Annotated in this window: 16 protein-coding genes, 1 tRNA gene and 1 riboswitch; of the genes, 9 read left to right on the top strand and 8 right to left on the bottom strand. The window is 27.2% G+C overall.

What is annotated here, in order from left to right; all coding sequences use genetic code 11:
- Positions 1-8 precede the first annotated feature (8 nt).
- The 7 genes from XO12_RS00585 (at position 9) to guaB (ending at position 8,113) form a co-directional block, all read left to right on the top strand.
- Positions 9-1,694 (top strand): phospho-sugar mutase, encoded by a 1,686-nt coding sequence (locus tag XO12_RS00585; RefSeq protein ID WP_047264860.1) that lies wholly within the window; start codon positions 9-11, stop codon positions 1,692-1,694.
- Between the two features lie 9 nt (positions 1,695-1,703).
- On the top strand, positions 1,704-2,294 hold the full coding sequence (locus tag XO12_RS00580; protein ID WP_047264861.1) for a hypothetical protein: 591 nt from the start codon (positions 1,704-1,706) through the stop codon (positions 2,292-2,294).
- 12 nt (positions 2,295-2,306) lie between these two features.
- Positions 2,307-3,044: a tRNA pseudouridine(38-40) synthase TruA gene (gene truA, locus XO12_RS00575; RefSeq protein ID WP_047264862.1), complete on the top strand. Its 738-nt coding sequence runs from the start codon at positions 2,307-2,309 to the stop codon at positions 3,042-3,044.
- Entirely contained in the window at positions 2,939-4,180 is a 1,242-nt protein-coding gene (locus tag XO12_RS00570) for a hypothetical protein (RefSeq protein WP_156166104.1), read from the top strand. Before truA ends, XO12_RS00570 begins: the two co-directional genes overlap by 106 nt.
- Before the next feature lie 2 nt (positions 4,181-4,182).
- Complete coding sequence (locus XO12_RS00565) at positions 4,183-4,908, top strand: TlyA family RNA methyltransferase (RefSeq protein WP_047264864.1); 726 nt, start codon at positions 4,183-4,185, stop codon at positions 4,906-4,908.
- 73 nt (positions 4,909-4,981) lie between these two features.
- Positions 4,982-5,083: riboswitch (purine riboswitch) on the top strand.
- A 53-nt stretch (positions 5,084-5,136) separates the two neighbouring features.
- Entirely contained in the window at positions 5,137-6,645 is a 1,509-nt protein-coding gene (guaA, locus tag XO12_RS00560) for a glutamine-hydrolyzing GMP synthase (RefSeq protein ID WP_047264865.1), read from the top strand.
- A 13-nt stretch (positions 6,646-6,658) separates the two neighbouring features.
- Positions 6,659-8,113, top strand: coding sequence for an IMP dehydrogenase (guaB, locus tag XO12_RS00555; RefSeq protein WP_175419518.1), 1,455 nt, complete (start codon positions 6,659-6,661; stop codon positions 8,111-8,113).
- A 56-nt stretch (positions 8,114-8,169) separates the two neighbouring features.
- Here the strand turns inward: guaB and XO12_RS00550 are convergent, their stop codons facing one another.
- Positions 8,170-8,712, bottom strand: a complete 543-nt coding sequence (locus XO12_RS00550; protein WP_047264867.1) for a hypothetical protein — start codon at positions 8,710-8,712, stop codon at positions 8,170-8,172.
- Positions 8,713-8,807: 95 nt separating this feature from the next.
- Entirely contained in the window at positions 8,808-8,996 is a 189-nt protein-coding gene (locus tag XO12_RS00545; RefSeq protein WP_217683605.1) for a hypothetical protein, read from the bottom strand.
- Positions 8,997-9,788: 792 nt separating this feature from the next.
- On the opposite strand from XO12_RS00545, the gene XO12_RS11555 reads away from it, so the two are divergent.
- Both XO12_RS11555 and XO12_RS00535 read left to right on the top strand, forming a co-directional pair.
- On the top strand, positions 9,789-10,532 hold the full coding sequence (locus XO12_RS11555) for a radical SAM protein (protein WP_156166105.1): 744 nt from the start codon (positions 9,789-9,791) through the stop codon (positions 10,530-10,532).
- Positions 10,502-12,169 (top strand): ABC transporter ATP-binding protein, encoded by a 1,668-nt coding sequence (locus XO12_RS00535; protein WP_052913098.1) that lies wholly within the window; start codon positions 10,502-10,504, stop codon positions 12,167-12,169. The genes XO12_RS11555 and XO12_RS00535 overlap by 31 nt, the downstream gene beginning before the upstream one ends.
- A 171-nt stretch (positions 12,170-12,340) precedes the next feature.
- Here XO12_RS00535 and XO12_RS00530 read toward each other — a convergent pair whose 3' ends face one another.
- From XO12_RS00530 to leuS, 6 genes are all read right to left on the bottom strand, one after another.
- The gene (locus tag XO12_RS00530; RefSeq protein ID WP_047264869.1) at positions 12,341-12,601 is read right to left on the bottom strand and encodes a hypothetical protein; all 261 of its coding nucleotides are present in this window, start codon (positions 12,599-12,601) and stop codon (positions 12,341-12,343) included.
- Positions 12,598-14,016, bottom strand: a complete 1,419-nt coding sequence (gene xseA / locus XO12_RS00525; RefSeq protein ID WP_052913099.1) for an exodeoxyribonuclease VII large subunit — start codon at positions 14,014-14,016, stop codon at positions 12,598-12,600. Before xseA ends, XO12_RS00530 begins: the two co-directional genes overlap by 4 nt.
- The gene (gene rsmI / locus XO12_RS00520) at positions 14,003-14,692 is read right to left on the bottom strand and encodes a 16S rRNA (cytidine(1402)-2'-O)-methyltransferase (RefSeq protein WP_047264870.1); all 690 of its coding nucleotides are present in this window, start codon (positions 14,690-14,692) and stop codon (positions 14,003-14,005) included. Before rsmI ends, xseA begins: the two co-directional genes overlap by 14 nt.
- A gap of 44 nt (positions 14,693-14,736) precedes the next feature.
- Positions 14,737-14,823: transfer RNA gene (locus XO12_RS00515), tRNA-Leu, on the bottom strand.
- 3 nt (positions 14,824-14,826) lie between these two features.
- Positions 14,827-15,483: a redox-sensing transcriptional repressor Rex gene (locus XO12_RS00510; protein WP_047264871.1), complete on the bottom strand. Its 657-nt coding sequence runs from the start codon at positions 15,481-15,483 to the stop codon at positions 14,827-14,829.
- A gap of 13 nt (positions 15,484-15,496) precedes the next feature.
- Complete coding sequence (leuS, locus tag XO12_RS00505; protein WP_047264872.1) at positions 15,497-17,974, bottom strand: leucine--tRNA ligase; 2,478 nt, start codon at positions 17,972-17,974, stop codon at positions 15,497-15,499.
- Between the last annotated feature and the right edge of the window lie 19 nt (positions 17,975-17,993).

Raw genomic sequence — 17,993 nt, 5'->3', positions numbered from 1 at the left:
GAGGAATTATGAAAAGCATAGAGGATATAGCAGCTGAAAAGTTTGAATTATGGTTTAAATATGCTGATTCTTCTTTAAAATTAGAGATGGAAAAAATGAAAAATAATAAAGATTTAGTTTTAGATAGTTTCTTTAAAGATTTAGAATTTGGAACTGGTGGTTTGAGAGGAAAAATTGGTGTAGGAACAAATAGAATGAATATACATACTGTTGCCAGAGCAACACAAGGCTTTGCAAACTATTTAAAAAAAGTATGTAGATTCCCATCCGTAGTGATTGCATATGATACAAGAAAATATTCATTAGATTTTGCAAAGATGGCAGCGTCAGTTTTAGCTGCAAACGGCATTAACGTATATATATTTAAAGAAGTTACCGCAACTCCTATACTCTCATTTGCTGTAAGATATTTGAAAGCTACAGGGGGTATAATAATTACTGCAAGTCATAATCCACCAGAATATAATGGTTATAAGATATACACTTCCGATGGAACTCAAGCTGTTCCAGATGTTGCAAATAGTGTAATAAAAGAAATAAATAAACTTGACTACTTTGAAGATATAAAAACAATAGAATTTAAACAGGGATTACATGATGGTAGTATTAATTGGGTATCTGAAGAGGTATTTGATGAATATTTAAATACTCTTGAAAGTTATTTGAGATTTTTAGAACCTCATTTAAAAAATAATATAAAAATTGTATATACTCCTTTACATGGTACCGGATTAAAACCTGTAAAAGAATTACTTGGTAGATTAGGTTTTGACTTAAAAGTAGTTGAAAAACAAGCTATACCAGATCCAGACTTTTCTACAGTAAGAGTTCCAAACCCTGAAGAGAAAGATGCATTTAAATTAGCATTGGAATATGCAAAAAAAGAAAATGCCGATTTAGTAATGGCAACTGATCCTGATTCAGATAGGCTTGGTATATATATTAAAGAAAATTCAGAATATATTGATTTTACCGGAAATCAAATAGGTATTATGTTATCTCACTATATATTAACAAGAATGCAATCTTTAAATATATTACCAGAAAATGGAGTTATTATAAAAACAATAGTAACTACAGATATGATTAAATCAATAGCGAAAGATTTTAACGTGGATGTTGAAGAAACATTAACAGGATTTAAGTTCATAGGTGAAAAATTAGAAAAGCATGCGAGTTTAGGAGATAAAAAATTTATTTTTGGATTTGAGGAAAGCTATGGATATTTAGCAAATGACCATGCAAGAGATAAAGATGCGATAATTGCAGCGGGATTAGTTGCATTAATGGTTTCTCGTAATATTAATGAAGGTAAAACATTGAATAATTATTTAGAAGAATTGAGAAGAAAATATGGATATTATTTCGAAGAAAACATATCCTTCACATTTGAAGGATTAGAAGGATTAAAAAAGATAAATAACATAATGCAAAGGTTAAGAGATTTACCTCCAGCAGAAATAGGGGATTTAAAATTATTAGAGCTAAAAGACTATTTAAAAGAAAATAACGAATTTCCAAAATCTAACGTTGTTGAATTAAACTATAGTAATAAATTAAAAATTATTGGAAGGCCATCAGGTACAGAACCAAAAATAAAATTTTATTTATTGGTTAAAGGTAAGAATGAGAATGAAGTAAAAGAAATCATATATTCTGCAAAGGAAGCAATTAAGATAATGATAGAATTTTGAGGTGGAAATATGGAACCTAATCTGTTATTAATTACAAATAATGGAGATTTTTATGTTCCCAAAAAATGTGAATTCATAGATCATAAAACTATTAAAATAATATTGTATGGCGATGAAGACCTGAATAATATAAAAAATTTTAATAATGGTATTTTAGGTTATTTCATTTTAAAAGAAAAAAGAGGTAATTTAGTAGGATTAAAAAGATTTTTAAAGATTGATAAAAGAATTGCTTCATATTTAAAAGTTTCATTTGTAGATTTTCTTTCTGAGGAAATTAGAGAATTATATGGTGATTATATAGAGGTAATATCAGAATTTATCGGGCTTTATGAAACAATACATGAGTTTAATGCGCTTATAAAAACAAAAAAAGTAAGAGAAAACTATGAAGATTGGCTTGAAACATTTGTTAAAGATATAGATGACACACATAAAGAAACTTTGAAAATGTACATTTCTAAATTTGCTAATTTATATCTAATTAGAATATATGAAAAATTATTTTCAAAAAATATAGAATTATTGGAAAAACAGGAAAAAGAAATAGCTTATAAATTATTAGAAACAGGTGTTTTAAAAGAAAGAGGTGTATTATAATGGAGGTAAAAAATGCGAAGAGTTGCTGCAGTAGTTGCATATGATGGTACAAAATTTAACGGGTTTCAAGGACAACCTAAGGTAAGAACAGTTCAGGGAGAATTTGAAAAAACACTAAAAAGGATATTTAAGCAAAAAATTATTTCCTGGGGAGCCGGAAGAACGGATACTGGCGTTCATGGCTATGGTCAGATTATAGCTTTTGATGTTCCAAACGAAAGAATGACTTTGAAAAATATAAAAGATGCATTGAATGCCAATTTACCAGAAGATATATATGTTCGTAGTGTATTTGATGTTCGCAAAAAATTTTCTCCACGGCACGAAGCAAAAAAAAGGATTTATCATTATTATATTTATCAAAATAACGAGCCAAACATATTTTTAAGAGATAGGGTATGGTGGTTTCCATACAATTTAAATATTAATAAAATGAGAGAAGCTGCAAAACATTTAGAAGGAGAACATGATTTTACGACTTTTAAAACAGGCAATGATGAAAGAAACCCTGTAAGAACCATATATAGAATCAGAATTTTAAAAATGAAAAATAATATAATATTAATAAGAGTAGAGGGACAGTCATTTTTGAGAAGAATGGTAAGAAATATTGTAGGTGCTTTGGTAAAGGTGGGAACAGAAAGTTGGAATCCAGAATATATAAAAGAAATATTGGAGGCGAAAAGCCGATCAAAAGCGCCAGCATCAGCACCACCGCAAGGTTTGTATTTTTACTCGGTGTTGTTTTAATTTCAATTATAATATTTTCGAAAGAAAAAATAGGGCTAATATACAAAGGCCCTACTTCTTTGTTTTCCAACATATTTTATGAAGTTTATAAATATGCTGACATTGAAACTCCTCCATCAACAAGTTCAAAAAAGTTTGAAATAACCGTTCAAGCCTCAAATATTATTATTGAATATAATAATAAACAATATAATGGATATTTAGATGAATATAAAAAAATAATAAAAGAAATTTTTAAAAATGAATTCATAAGAAGAATTTATCTAATAGCAAATGATTGCCAGATATTTGATGAGACAGGTAATATTGTTTCTTCTGCTTTTTTTAATTGGTCAGAACAATTTAAAGTGAAAATATTAAAAGATAATTTTGAAATTGAAGTACCGATTAGATTATCTATAGGTAATACCTTTCAAAAAGTTCCTGAAAGATGGATAAAAGTTAATTTTATAGGTTATACAGGAGATGCGACATTAAATGGAAAACATATAGAAATAAATAATAGAATATCTTTACCTCCTAATATTTATACTTTAGAAACACCATATGAAACATTAAAATTTAATCTTGAAAATATTTATAATGAATACACAGTATATCTAACTTCTGAAACAATAACAAAAAAAATAGAGTTTGAAAAAATAGTAGGAATTTTTGATTTAAAAAGCGGAGTAGAAATAACTGGAAAAAATAAAAGTGTATGGATATCTAAAAGTGATGATAATATTATAGTAAAAGAAAATAGCTTATTTGTTTCGCCATATGGAATTTTAGAAAAAAATAAAGGGATTCAGTTTCATGGGATGCCGATATATGCATATGAAGATAATTACACAATATATATAATAACCTCATATGGTGAAATTCTAACGATGGGTTTAAGAAATATAATTAAAGATATGGGAAGATCTCCAGCTTCTATAACAAATGAAAATAATAAATTATTTGTAAGTACATTTGGTGGGAAAAGATATATAATTGATTTAAAAACGGGTGGATTATATAATGATAATCAAAATCTGGAAATAAAAAATACTATAAAAATTTATACAGAGAAAACTATATATCTGAAAAATAAAAGTATTATTATACAGAATAACAAAATAAAAGTAGTAAAAAAAGTAAGTGAGGAATAATGATGGAAATCAGACTAGACCAATTTTTAGTAAAAAACAATTATACAGAGTCAAGAGAAAAAGCACACAGATTAATAAAAGATGGAAAAGTAAAAGTAAATGATAAAATAATATTAAAACCATCAAAAAAAGTAAAAATAGAAGATAGAGTGGAATTAATTGAATCGGAAAAATATGTAAGTAGAGCTGCTTATAAATTATTAAAAGCAATTGATGAATTTAAAATCAATGTAAATCAAAAAATATGTATGGATATTGGCTCTTCAACAGGTGGGTTTACACAGGTATTACTGGAAAATAAGGCAAAAAAAATATATGCAATCGATTCTGGTACTAATCAATTGCACAAAAAGTTAAGAAATAATTCAAAAATTATATTAATGGAAAATACAAATGCAAGATATTTAAAAAAAGATGATTTTGAACCAATTGATTTTTTTACATGTGATGTATCCTTTATATCTATAACAAAAATTATTGATTCTATAAAAAAAATAATAAAAGATAACGCAGAAGGAGTAGTATTAATAAAACCACAATTTGAATTGGAACCATCAAAATTAATTAAAGGTGTTGTAAAAGAAAATAAATTCAGAAAAGAAGCTATAAATAATGTTATAAAAGTATTTGAGGAAAAAGGATTTTTAATTTTAGGGATAGTTGAATCCCCAATAAAAGGTAAAGAAGGAAATATAGAATATTTAATGTATGTTAGAAATACTATGTAATATTCTGATTAACCTTTTTTTAACCATAAAGAAAAGTAATCAACGTTTTTTGTTGTTATAATACATAAAAATTAATACTATGAAAAACTTTTCCTATATAATTCCAGTAATATGGACTGGAAGTTTCTACCGAATGGCCGTAAACCATTCGACTATAGGAAAAGGGGTAGGTGTATAATATACGCTCCTCTTTTCTTATAGAGGAGCGTTTTTTATTAGGAGGTGTATATGAAAAAAGTACTTATTATTGATTATGGTTCTCAATATACACAATTATTAGCGCGTAGAGTGAGAGAATTGGGTATATATTCTGAAGTTATACAGCATGATGAAAAAGCAGAAGGAGATATCGGAGCAATAATTTTATCCGGTGGTCCAATGAGTGTAAATGATGAAAATGCTATTTTACTATCTGAATGGATTTTAAAATCTAATAAACCTATATTAGGGATATGTTATGGATTCCAGTTATTAAGCAAAAAATTCGGGGGGAAAGTTGAAAAAACAGAAATTTCAGAATATGGTAAAACAGAAATAGGAAATTTAAAAGGCGCATTATTTGACGGAATGAAATCTAAAATAACAACATGGATGAGTCATGGTGATTCCGTTACCGAATTACCTGAAAATAGCGAAGTCATAGCTAAAACAAAAAATAATATAAATGCGGCTATAAAATTTTCAGAATATATATATGGACTTCAATTTCATCCAGAAGTTAAACACACTGAATATGGGAATAAAATTATAGAAAATTTTCTTTTTAAAATTGCAAAATTAGAAAAGAATTGGTCTTTGAATTATTTTGTTGATGAGAAAATAAAGGAAATAAAAAATGAAATAAAAAACAAAAAAGCAATAATAGCACTTTCTGGAGGAGTTGATTCTTCTGTAGCAGCGGTACTTGTTCACAAAGCAATAGGAACTAATTTAAAAGCTGTTTTTGTAAATCATGGTTTATTAAGGCTTAATGAAGAAACAGATGTGAAAAATATATTCAAAGAATTAATGGGAATAAATTTAAACATAATTGATGCTAAAAAAAGATTTTTAGAAAAACTAAGTGGAATAACCGATCCTGAAAAGAAAAGAAAGATAATTGGAGAAGAGTTTATAAGGGTTTTTGAAGTAGAGGCAAAAGGAAAATTTGAATATCTAATTCAGGGAACAATATACTCTGATGTTATAGAAAGTGCTGCTTCAGGGAAAAATACAGCAAAAATAAAAAGTCATCATAATGTTGGCGGATTACCAGAAAATATAGATTTAAAAATAATAGAACCACTAAGAAATTTATTTAAAGATGAAGTAAGAGAACTTGGTAAAATATTGGGAATACCGGATCACATATTAAATAGACATCCATTTCCAGGTCCTGGATTGGCAATTAGGATAATAGGAGAAATTACAGATGAAAAATTGAATATATTAAAAAAAGCAGATTCTATATTTATAGAAACATTAAAAAAATATAATTGGTATGACAATGTGTGGCAGGCATTTACTGTATTAACTCCGATAAGAACAGTTGGGGTAGTTGGAGATGAAAGAAATTATGATTATGTTCTTGCCATAAGAAGTGTTGATAGCGTTGAAGGAATGACAGCAAATTGGTCAAAAATTCCATATGAAATATTAGAAAAGGTTTCTAATAGAATTACAAATGAAGTAAAAGGAATAGGTAGAGTTGTTTATGATATAACTTCAAAACCACCCGCAACAATTGAATGGGAATGAAAGGAGATATATTATGTTTAGAGAAACATTAACTTTTGATGATGTATTATTACTCCCCAAGTATAGTGAAATTACTCCATCACAGGTGAATACAAAATCATTGCTAACAAAAGATATATATTTAAAAACTCCATTTTTATCCGCAGCAATGGATACTGTTACTGAAAGCCAAATGGCAAAATCAATGGCTCATGTAGGCGGAATTGGTATAATTCATAAAAATATGTCAATAGAAGAACAGGTGCATGAAATTGAAAAAGTTAAAAAATCGGAAAATGGTATAATATATGATCCAATAACAATATATCCTGATACCCCTATTTGTGAAGCAGAAAATTTAATGCATGAGTATAAAATTGGAGGTCTTCCTGTTGTTGATAAAAAAAATAAATTATTGGGTATATTAACCAATAGAGATATGCGTTTTGAAACAAATTTATCAAAAAAAGCTAAAGAATTGATGACTCCATTTAAGGAGTTAATAGTAGCCGGACCACATATAACAATAAAAGAAGCTAAAAAAATATTACATCAAAATAAAATAGAAAAATTACCGATAATAAATGAAAAAAATGAACTAATAGGATTAATAACAATAAAAGATATACTATCAATTATAGAACATCCTGATGCATCTCGAGATGAAAAGGGGAGATTATTAGTTGGCGGGGCAATAGGGATTTCTGATGCTTTAGAAAGAGCCAATGCATTAATAAAAGCCAATGTTGATGTATTGGTGCTGGATTCAGCACACGGACATTCAAAAAAAATTATTGATACATTAAAAATGTTAAAAAAAGAATTTCCAAAGATACCAATTATTGCTGGTAATATTGCAACAAAAGAGGGAGCGTATGATTTGATAAAAGCTGGAGCTGATGCTTTAAAAGTAGGAATAGGTCCTGGGTCAATATGTACAACTCGAATTGTTGCTGGTATTGGAGTTCCACAATTAACTGCAATTTTAGATGTAGTATCTATTGCAAAAAAATATAATATTCCTGTAATTGCTGATGGAGGAATAAGATATTCAGGTGACATTGTGAAAGCATTAGCTGCGGGTGCAAATACTGTAATGTTAGGTAGTCTTTTTGCCGGAACAGATGAAGCACCAGGAGAAACTATATTATATCAAGGGAGAAAATATAAAACATATAGAGGTATGGGATCAATTAGTGCAATGAAAAAAGGCAGTAAAGATAGATATTTTCAGGAGAATATAACTAATACGGATAAACTTGTTCCAGAAGGTGTTGAAGGAATGGTTCCTTATAAGGGTAAAGTGAAAGAAGTTGTATATCAACTATTAGGTGGGCTAAAATCGGGAATGGGGTATATTGGCGCAAAAGATATTGATGATTTACATGAGAAAGCCGAATTTATAAAAATAACCTCTTCAAGTATTAAAGAAAGTCATCCTCATGATATTTCAATTACAAAAGAGGCTCCTAATTATTCTATAAAATGAATATTCATTTATAAAAGGCATCCTACAAATATTGAGGATGCCTTTTGTTTAATGTATTATTTAATTGGTGGTTTGTATGGGTTATAATATGGGGTTGGAAAATATCTATTCGATTGATTAAACCCAGGTCGTTTAAATTTATAATTGTAATTATAAGGATATGGATATTGTTGCATATGTGGATAAGGTGTTCTATATTCCATTAGTTTTCTGTGATAAATCATATCTTGATATTGTTTTCTTTGGTATAACCTTTTAGCGATTTCTTTTCTTAAATCTACTGTTTTGTTTTTATAATCGATTTTCACTGGAATAAAATATTTATCAGTTTTTAATTCTACATAATACCCATAAAGAGTTATATTTGTGTTGTTTTCAAACCACTTTTCTAATATTGGTGCGTTTGGAAAAATCGCTTTGAAATCTACTTTATCTTTTAATGTTAAAAATATAAATCTACTGTTTTCATGAGTATTTATTTCGTCTATAGTACCCTTCACTTCAAACAATTTATTAGCATCTAAAATCGGAATATTAACCCAGGAAAATATGGAAATACTTAATAACATTAATAATAAAACTCCTAAAATCTTTTTCATATTATCACCCCCAAAATTCTAAGCTTTCTATTTTTATAATACAGCACAGACCTTAAAATTTCCTTAGAAACAACTTAGAATTTTAGTATATTTATTTAGCTTTCAAATTTTTCTTTAATCTCTTCAAATTTTCTATCTATTTTTTCTTTTTCTTCCTTTGTAATTGACAACTTTTCCTTGGCAATTAATAATAAATCCAAATCTTTTTTATATATTTCTAAGGCATATTCAATATCTAAATCGTTACTGTTTTTTTGAAATGTTTGAGATATTAATTCAAGCATTTCTGTTATTTCTTTAAATGTTTTTTTCTTTAATTCTGTTTTTGTCTTTTGGATTTTTTAGAGAATACACCTTATTATTAAATATAAGAAATAAAAAATTTACTCAGATGTAATTTTTTTTTTGCTAAAATAATCGTAAACTGAATAAATGAAAATAAAAATTTTAAATCATATATAATATAAAAATAAATAAGTCAAAAAATTTTGCAGGGTTTTTAGTTAAAAAAATCACATTATTATTAAAAATAGTCTTAATTAAGGAAACAGGAGAATAATCATCTTTACTAACACCAGAAGCATTGCTTGGTAAATGCTAAGGAAAAAGTTATAAATTAAATAAAATCATTCTGCTTATGCAGCATGATTTGAAAATTCAGAAATAATAGACCAATCAATATGATAAAAAATAATAAGGATATAAATATTATATTTATTATAAGCAAAATTAAGATAAAAGTGAATAGTTTTATTTTACCGAATTAAATAAATGTTTAATTCAATTATATTATAAGCTATGGAGGAAAACCTCTTTTCGAGACAATATGAAAGTATTGTAAACAATATAATTTTAGAATTTTTGAAGATACTATATTAAATCATGAAAGGAGGTGGATTAAATTGTTAAAAGGATATTATTCGATATCAAAAACTCCTATTATTGCATCTGAATGTTATTTCTGCCAGGAAGCTATAGTTGTTTGTGCAATAACTTGGTAAAAATTTGAAAGGGGGAAAGATTAATGTTAAAAGGGTATTATCTAGTTAATAAAAGTCAAGATCCTATATTAGCCTGTGAATTTTGCCAATGTGTTAAGAAATATACAAATTAGTATAGACACATGGGATCATCAAAAATGGTCACAGTTAACAGGCTTAAAGAAAGAAGAATTTAATAAAGTAATAGAAGCATTTTATTGGTGTAATGTATTTAATATAAAAACACGTGGAAGAATTACATTAACCAAAAAAAATTTATATGATTTAGAAATTTTATTTCAAAAACTTCCATTTTTAGGAGTTGAAGAAATAAGGGTTGTTCCTTTATTGCCTGTTGGAAGAGGAAATATCTCTAACACTTTGAATGAAGAAGAATTAAATTATGCTTTATCTTTAAAGATGAAATATGAAAAAATATATAAAGGAAATATTAAAATTGTTTATGGACTGCAAAAATATACTGGTGATATAACTTTCGGCGGTGCGAAAGTCGCCATGCAAGTCTGTTCTGATGGCGAAGTTATATTATGCGATATTGTTGAAGGTATAGATAAATTAGCGTTTAGTTATGGTAATGTATTTAAAAAATCTGTAAAAGAAATATGGTTTTCTAAAGAAGCGAATAAATTTAGGTACAATTTAGAAATAAAGGAATGTATTAATTGTAATAAATTTAGTATATGTAATGGTGGTTGTAGAGCGGTAGCATATAAATATTATAGAAATTTTTATAAACACGATCCAAGATGTTTAAAATTTTCTGATAATAAAGAAGGTGATTTATTTATATGGGAGAAAAAGGAAACATTGAAAAATTAGAAAAAAAAGAAATTTATTATTTTTTATTTACCTTATTTAAAAGATATTGGAAAAGACAGATAATAGCAATACTTTTTATAAGTTTGATGGCAGTGTCTATATTAGTCTTTCCGGTATTAATAAAATATATGATAGATACAGTAATTCCAGCAAAAAACTTTCAAATATTGTTTAAATATATATTGGTGATGATTTCAGCTCTTTTAGGAATATCAATAATAACATATTTTGGAGAAGTAATATTTGAAATTAATGCATTGAAAGCAAAAAGAGATATAAGAAAGGAAATAACAATAAAATTAACAAAACTACCTTATGAATTTTTTGTGAAAATAAACTCTGGTGAATTGATTTCAAAATTAATGTCTGATCTTGAAATGGTTGGCGTTGTTGTTTCACAGGTATTTCCAGTATTTGTATTATCAGTATTACAAATATCAGGAATAATTATTATGATGTTTTATCTAAATTGGAAACTTACAATGGTACCAATATTCTTGACTTTATGTTCATTATTATTTTTGAAAATAGTAAATACAAAAGCAGAAAAGGTCTCTATTATTGAAAGAAAAAACTTCGGCGAAATATCAAGTGTATTAATAGATATTATAAATAATATTAAAACTATAAAGGTAATGTCATCATATAAATGGATAGAGAATATGATAAATAAATATCTTGATAGTCATTATAAAATAGGGAAAAAATTTGCAAAATTGATAAAATTAACCGGGGCAATAGGTAATTCTATAAATGGAGTAATAACTGTAGGTGTATTTAGTTATGGAGGATATTTAATAATAAAAGATGAGATAACTTTGGGAACATTAATAGCATTCTGGACATATATACAAACATTAATGACACCTTTGCAATTATTAATGAAAGTGAATATGGTGCTGAGAAGTTCATGGGGAGGAATAAAAAGAGTTATTGAAATAACAAAATATAAAGAAGAAACTGTTGTAGAATCAAAAGAAGAAAAAGATATAAATTCTATTAGGCTTGAAAAAATTGAGTTTAGTTTTGATAGTGAAAAAATTTTAAATTCAATAAATTTGGATTTGATAAATGGGAAAATTACATGTATAACAGGTGAAAATGGCGCAGGGAAAACAACACTGTTCAATGTATTAATGGGCTTATATAAGACTAAAAATGGAAAGGTTATGTTGAATAACACTGAAGAAATAGATAATAATATTTTAAGAGGAAATATAGGTTTTGTTGAACAGGAACCAGTTTTATTTAAAAATTGTACAATAAGAGAAAACATATTAATGGGTAGAGAAATTTCAGAAAAGAGATTAAAAGAAATCTTGAAAATAACAGGTATAGAAAAAATGGTGTCAAAATTTGAAAAAGGTATAGATGAAAAAATTCAAAATATAAGTTTATCTGGAGGACAGAAACAATTAATTGCAATAGCAAGAGCATTAATAACTAATCCTCAAATCATATTACTTGATGAATTTACATCTGCAATGGATTCAAAAAATGAAAAATTAATGCACGATATTTTGATAAAATTAAAAAAAGAAAGAAAAATAATAGTAATAATAACACATCGTGATTCTACATTAAAAATATGTGATGAAGTATATAAAATAAAAAAAGGAAATCTAATAAAAGTTTAAAAACTTCAAATGAGGCGAAAGCCTCATTTGATTTTTATGTCTAATAACATGTCCAAAAAGTAAGAGAAGCGATAACTCGCAAATTACCTTTTTTCCTTTAGATTTTTATTCATAAAAATCTAAAGTGTAAAATGAAGTCGGTCAATTTTACACGAAGGGGTGATTTCAAAGCTAATTTTCAAATTTCATTTTAATTTCTTCGAATCTCTTATCAATTTTTTCCTTTTCCTCTTTTGCTATTATCAACTTTTCTTTTGCCAATAATAACAAATCTAATCCTTTTTTATAAATTTCCAGAGCATATTCAATATCCAATTCATTGCCATTTTTTTGAAATATTTGAGAAATTGATTCAAGCATTTCTGTTATTTCTTTAAATGTTTTTTTCTTTAATTCTGTTTTTGTCATTTTCAAAATTTCATCAATATTCATTTTAGATCCTCCCTATAGTATTTAATTTCTTTTATATCACTTTTGACTTCCCCATCCTTTAGTTTAATCTCTAATTCTTTATTTTTATCCAGATCATATACGCTTGAAATTATTCGGGATTTCTGAATAATAACGCCTCCTCCACTTAAAAAAGAGCTAAAAGGACTATTTTTAGTTATTTCAACATAGTAATCATTAATTTTTTTCAAATTATAAGATTCAAGTAAATCAAAATCTTTTTTTATATTTTTTTCAAAAGCAATATTTTCATTATATAGAACATTTATTTTATTATTTATATGTTCTGATACATAATTAATAAAATCTAATTCTCTGTACAACCAAGTTTCAAATGAAGATAATATATTTTGAAAATTAGTTAGTGAATTAATATAAAAGTTCATTTTATTTTTTTCTTTTTCAAACAGATGATTAATAGTTGAATCTATATTGTTTAGTACATTTTTTGAAAAAAATTCAGCATGTAAAAATATATTATTAACCATATAATAAATTTTTTGAAAATTTTCATTTATTTTATTATTAAAATTTTCTATTTGATTAACGATAGCTCTCGCTACTTCGGTAGGTGTAGAAAAATTTATATAAGAAACATAATCGGGTATAGTTATATCCTGTTCATGACCAATACCAGTTAAAACAGGAATTGTATTATTTACAATAGCGATTTTTTCTGCTAATTCATAATCATTAAAATACATTAAATCAGATTGAGCACCACCGCCCCTTATAATTACAATAATATCATAATCTATTTTAGAATTCAGGATTAAATCTAATGATTTATTAATACCTGTAGGGACTTCTACTCCCTGCATTGGTGATGGATAAAGATGAATCAAAGGTGGTGAAGAAAGTTTATTGATGTTTTTTATAAAATCGCCATATCCAGCAGCGGTTTGAGATGAAATAATAGCAATTTTTCTTATAGGAGGTAAATCATCTAATTTATTTTTTCTTTCCCTTAATAAACCATTTATTTTTAATTTATTTATAATAGCTTTTTTTCTTTTTTCCAGCTTAGATTCTCCAATGGGGACCAGAGATTGTAATCTTATGGCTAAAGAAGCTGAAGTAGGCCAGAAAGAAAGTTTTCCATAAAATTTCCAGTTTTTATTTTCTAATTCTCCGATATTTTTCAAACCAAGACTATTTAAAAGTGTTTTTATATGATATCTTGATAAAAATACACTTATTTTAAAAGTTTTTCCTTTGTCATTTCTTTGAGAAACTTCTATAAATAAATCACCAGCACTGCTTGTTTTTGCCTTTGAAATATCTCCATTAAATATTATAATAGAATTAAAAAGTTCTGTTTCATTCAATTCCATCTGAATCCAATTAAACAAATCTATTAAATTTTCAAAAATTTTTTTATTTTCAGATATTTTCACTTTCTCCCTCTTTTCCGGATAACACAATTGTTATTTCACCTTTAATATTTCTTTCTGAAAAATGAGCAATAGCTTCTTTAATAGTTCCTCTGAATAATTCTTGATGAATTTTTGTCATTTCTCTTGCTATAAAAATATCTCTATTACCAACTATTTCTAATATTTCTTTTAAAGTGTTATTTAGCCTTTGTGGTGATTCAAAAAAAACAAAAAGAATTCCAAGATCTTTAATTTTTCTAAGAAGACGTCTTTTGTTTTTACCACGAGGCAAAAACCCCTGAAACATATATTTCGAACCAGGGAATCCACTTAAAGCAATTGCAGCAGAAGGTGCATTTGGACCTGGTATGATATCTATTTCCACATTATCTTCCCAGCATTTATTTATTAATTGATAACCAGGATCAGATATTACAGGCATGCCTGCATCACTTACAAGAGAACAAATATTTTTTTCCTTAATAATTTCCAGAGCTTTTTTAAGAACTTTATTAGCGTTATATTCGCTAAAAGTAAATAATTCTTTTTTCCCAATATCAAGATTATTTAATAATTTTATAGTTACTCTTTTATCTTCTACAAAAATAATATCTGATTTCTTTAATATTTCCACTGCTCTTAAAGAAATATCTTTCAGATTTCCTATAGGTGTTCCTATTATATACAATTTTCCCATATTACCACCTTCCTTATTAAAAAAACCCGCATAAGCGGGCTATTTGGTGTCGGGGACGGGACTTGAACCCGCATGGATGAATATCCATATGATTCTGAGTCATACGCGTCTGCCAATTCCGCCACCCCGACATATTATTCCTGTAATTCATATATATTCTTATTATTAGAAACTATATCATATGTTAATGCTTTTAAAGAAATGGTGAAATCTACGTTTTCAACAGCAATATTTTTTGGCAAACTTAAGGAAGTAGGTGCAAAATTTAATATCCCTTTTATACCTGTTTCTACTAATTGTTCAGCAACTTTTTGAGCAACTTCTGCCGGTACTGTTAAAATAGCAATTTCTATCCCTTTTTCAGCACATATTTTTTTCATATCTTTCATATCATAGACTAATATCCCAGCTGATATTTGTTTCCCGATTTTTGTTTTATCTTTATCAAAAGCAACTTTTATAAAAAAACCATTTTTTTCCAAACCAGTATAATTAGCAATAGCTGATCCCAGGTTTCCAACTCCAACAATAGCAACACTCCATTTTTTATTAAGCCCTAAAATAGATTTAATTGAATTCATTAGTTTATCAATATCATACCCTACACCACGTTTTCCGAATTCTCCAAAATAAGACAAATCTTTTCTAATTTGACTTGCTTTAATATGTAACGATTCTGCTAATTCTTTAGATGAAGTTCTTTGAACTCCCGCTGATTTTTTATTTTCCAAACATCGATAATACATCGCGAGTCTTTTAATAGTTGGTTTTGGAATTTTTGGATTTTTCATAATTTACCTCCAATCACTTTTTAATCACTATATTAAGCAATTTACCTTTTACAAGAATTACCTTTTTTATCTCTGCATTTTCAATGTATTTTTTCACTTTTTCATCTTCAAATGCTTTATTTTTAATAATTTCTTCAGTTGAATTTGCATCAACTATTATTTTTGATCTTACTTTACCATTTATCTGAACAACAATTTCTAATTCATCAACTTCTAGAGCTTTTTCATCAACATCTGGCCATTTCGCATTGACAACAAATGTATTATGGCCCATCATATGCCATAATTCTTCTGATAAATGAGGTGCAAAAGGAGATAAAAGAATAATAAAATCTTCCGCAACTTCTTTTAATAATTCTTTATTCCAGTCTTTTTTCGAGATATTATTCATATATGAATTAAGTTCATTAATTAATTCCATCATACCACTAATTGCAGTATTAAATTGAAAATTCTTTTCTATATCATTTGTTATTTTTCCAATCATTTGATGTAATTTTCTTCTTAAAGATTTTTCTTCTTTTGTAATTAGTTTCATATTTTTTGTGTCAACATTTTTTGTTACTTCTATTATTTTAGACATTGCAATCCATACTTTATTCATAAATCTGGCAATACCTTCTAAACCTGCATCATTCCATTCTGCATCTTTTTCTGGTGGTCCCATAAATAGCATATATAATCTTAGTGTATCTGCTCCATACTTTTCAACCATTTCATCTGGAGAAACAACATTACCTTTTGATTTAGACATTTTTGCTCCATCTTTATATATCATTCCCTGAGTAAATAGATTGGAGAATGGCTCAACAAAATTAATATAACCAAGATCATATAACACTTTTGTTATAAATCTCGAATATAACAAATGTAATATTGCATGTTCAACACCACCAATGTACTGGTCAACTGGAAGCCAGTAATTTACATCATCAGAATCAAAAGGCTTATCTTCCATCTTAGGATTAATATATCTTAAATAATACCAACTACTATCAACAAATGTATCCATTGTATCAACTTCTCTTTTTGCAGGTCTTCCGCATTTTGGACATGTGGTATTAATAAATTCATCAGTATAAGTTAAAGGGCTTTTTCCTGTTGGTTCAAAGGTAACATTTGTAGGAAGTTTTACGGGTAAATCTTTTTCTGGTACAGGAACAGTTCCACATTTTTCACAATAAATTATAGGTATTGGTGCTCCCCAATATCTTTGCCTTGAGATTAACCAATCCCTTAATTTATATTGAATGCTTTTATTTCCTATATTATTTTCTTCAAGCCAGTCAATAATTTTTGGCAAAGCCTCTCTATTTTTCATACCATCAAATTTATCTGAGTTAACCATTATACCATCTTCAGTAAATGCTTCTGATAAATCTTCTTCCGTTAAATCAGAACCTTCAGGTTTAATAACAACTCTAATTGGTAAATTAAATTCTTTAGCAAATTCAAAATCTCTCTGATCATGTGCTGGAACAGCCATTATAGCACCTGTTCCATATTCGAATAAAATATAGTTTGCAACATAGATAGGTATTTTTTCACCATTCACAGGATTAATAGCGTAACTTCCAGTAAATGCTCCATCTTTTTTTGCACCTTGAGCAATTCTTTTGAATTTATCTTCTTTAGTTACTCTGTTTAAAAATTTTTCGACCTCACTCTTTTGTTCTTTAGTTGTTAATTCTTCAACAAGAGGAGATTCAGGAGCTAAAGCCATAAAGGTTACACCCCAGAGAGTATCCGGCCTTGTGGTGAAAACAGTTAATTCTTTTTCTGTACCATCAATTTTAAACTTAACTTCAGCGCCTTCACTTTTTCCAATCCAATTCTTTTGCATAATTTTAACATTTTCAGGCCAGCCCTCGAGTTTTTCAAGGTCATTTAATAATTTTTCAGAATAATCTGTTATTTTAAAATACCATTGTTCTAACTTTTTCATTTCTATTTCTGTACCACATCTTTCACATTTTCCATTAACGACCTGTTCATTGGCTAAAACAGTTTTACAGCTTGGACACCAATTAACAGCAGCATGTTTTTTATAAGCTAAACCTTTTTCATATAATTTCAAAAATATCCATTGAGTCCATTTATAATAATCTTCTGTACATGTTGCAATTTCTCTATCCCAATCATAACTAATTCCAATCTTTTTAATTTGTTTTTTTATAATTTCAATATTTTTAAAAGTCCAATCTCCTGGATTTACATTATTTTTTATAGCTGCATTTTCTGCCGGTAATCCAAAAGCATCGTATCCAAAAGGATGTAAAACATTAAATCCCTGCATTTTTTTATATCTGGCAACAACATCGCCAATTACATAATTTTTTACATGACCAACATGGATGGTTCCAGATGGATATGGGAACATTGTTAAAACATAATATTTTTTCTTATCGTTTCTTTGTGAGGTTTTAAAAATATTTTTTTCTGCCCATTCTTTTTGCCATTTCTCTTCTATTTTTTTATGATCGAATTCCATTTTATAACCTCCTATATCC

The sequence above is a fragment of the Marinitoga sp. 1154 genome, from assembly GCF_013363285.1.
Lineage (GTDB): Bacteria > Thermotogota > Thermotogae > Petrotogales > Petrotogaceae > Marinitoga.
The sequence above is the reverse complement of the archived record's forward strand: the minus strand, read 5'-3'. Positions and strand labels throughout refer to the sequence as shown.

Bases quoted from the DNA above. Each gene is read 5' to 3' on its own strand.
- rsmI (WP_047264870.1), bottom strand. From the start codon at position 14,692: ATGGGAAAATTGTATATAATAGGAACACCTATAGGAAATCTGAAAGAT.
- XO12_RS00535 (WP_052913098.1), top strand. From the start codon at position 10,502: ATGGGAGAAAAAGGAAACATTGAAAAATTAGAAAAAAAAGAAATTTAT.
- guaB (WP_175419518.1), top strand. From the start codon at position 6,659: ATGTTTAGAGAAACATTAACTTTTGATGATGTATTATTACTCCCCAAG.
- XO12_RS00510 (WP_047264871.1), bottom strand. From the start codon at position 15,483: ATGAAAAATCCAAAAATTCCAAAACCAACTATTAAAAGACTCGCGATG.
- leuS (WP_047264872.1), bottom strand. From the start codon at position 17,974: ATGGAATTCGATCATAAAAAAATAGAAGAGAAATGGCAAAAAGAATGG.
- XO12_RS00550 (WP_047264867.1), bottom strand. From the start codon at position 8,712: ATGAAAAAGATTTTAGGAGTTTTATTATTAATGTTATTAAGTATTTCC.
- truA (WP_047264862.1), top strand. From the start codon at position 2,307: ATGCGAAGAGTTGCTGCAGTAGTTGCATATGATGGTACAAAATTTAAC.
- XO12_RS00530 (WP_047264869.1), bottom strand. From the start codon at position 12,601: ATGAATATTGATGAAATTTTGAAAATGACAAAAACAGAATTAAAGAAA.
- XO12_RS00585 (WP_047264860.1), top strand. From the start codon at position 9: ATGAAAAGCATAGAGGATATAGCAGCTGAAAAGTTTGAATTATGGTTT.
- XO12_RS00565 (WP_047264864.1), top strand. From the start codon at position 4,183: ATGGAAATCAGACTAGACCAATTTTTAGTAAAAAACAATTATACAGAG.
- XO12_RS00545 (WP_217683605.1), bottom strand. From the start codon at position 8,996: ATGCTTGAATTAATATCTCAAACATTTCAAAAAAACAGTAACGATTTA.
- guaA (WP_047264865.1), top strand. From the start codon at position 5,137: ATGAAAAAAGTACTTATTATTGATTATGGTTCTCAATATACACAATTA.
- XO12_RS00580 (WP_047264861.1), top strand. From the start codon at position 1,704: ATGGAACCTAATCTGTTATTAATTACAAATAATGGAGATTTTTATGTT.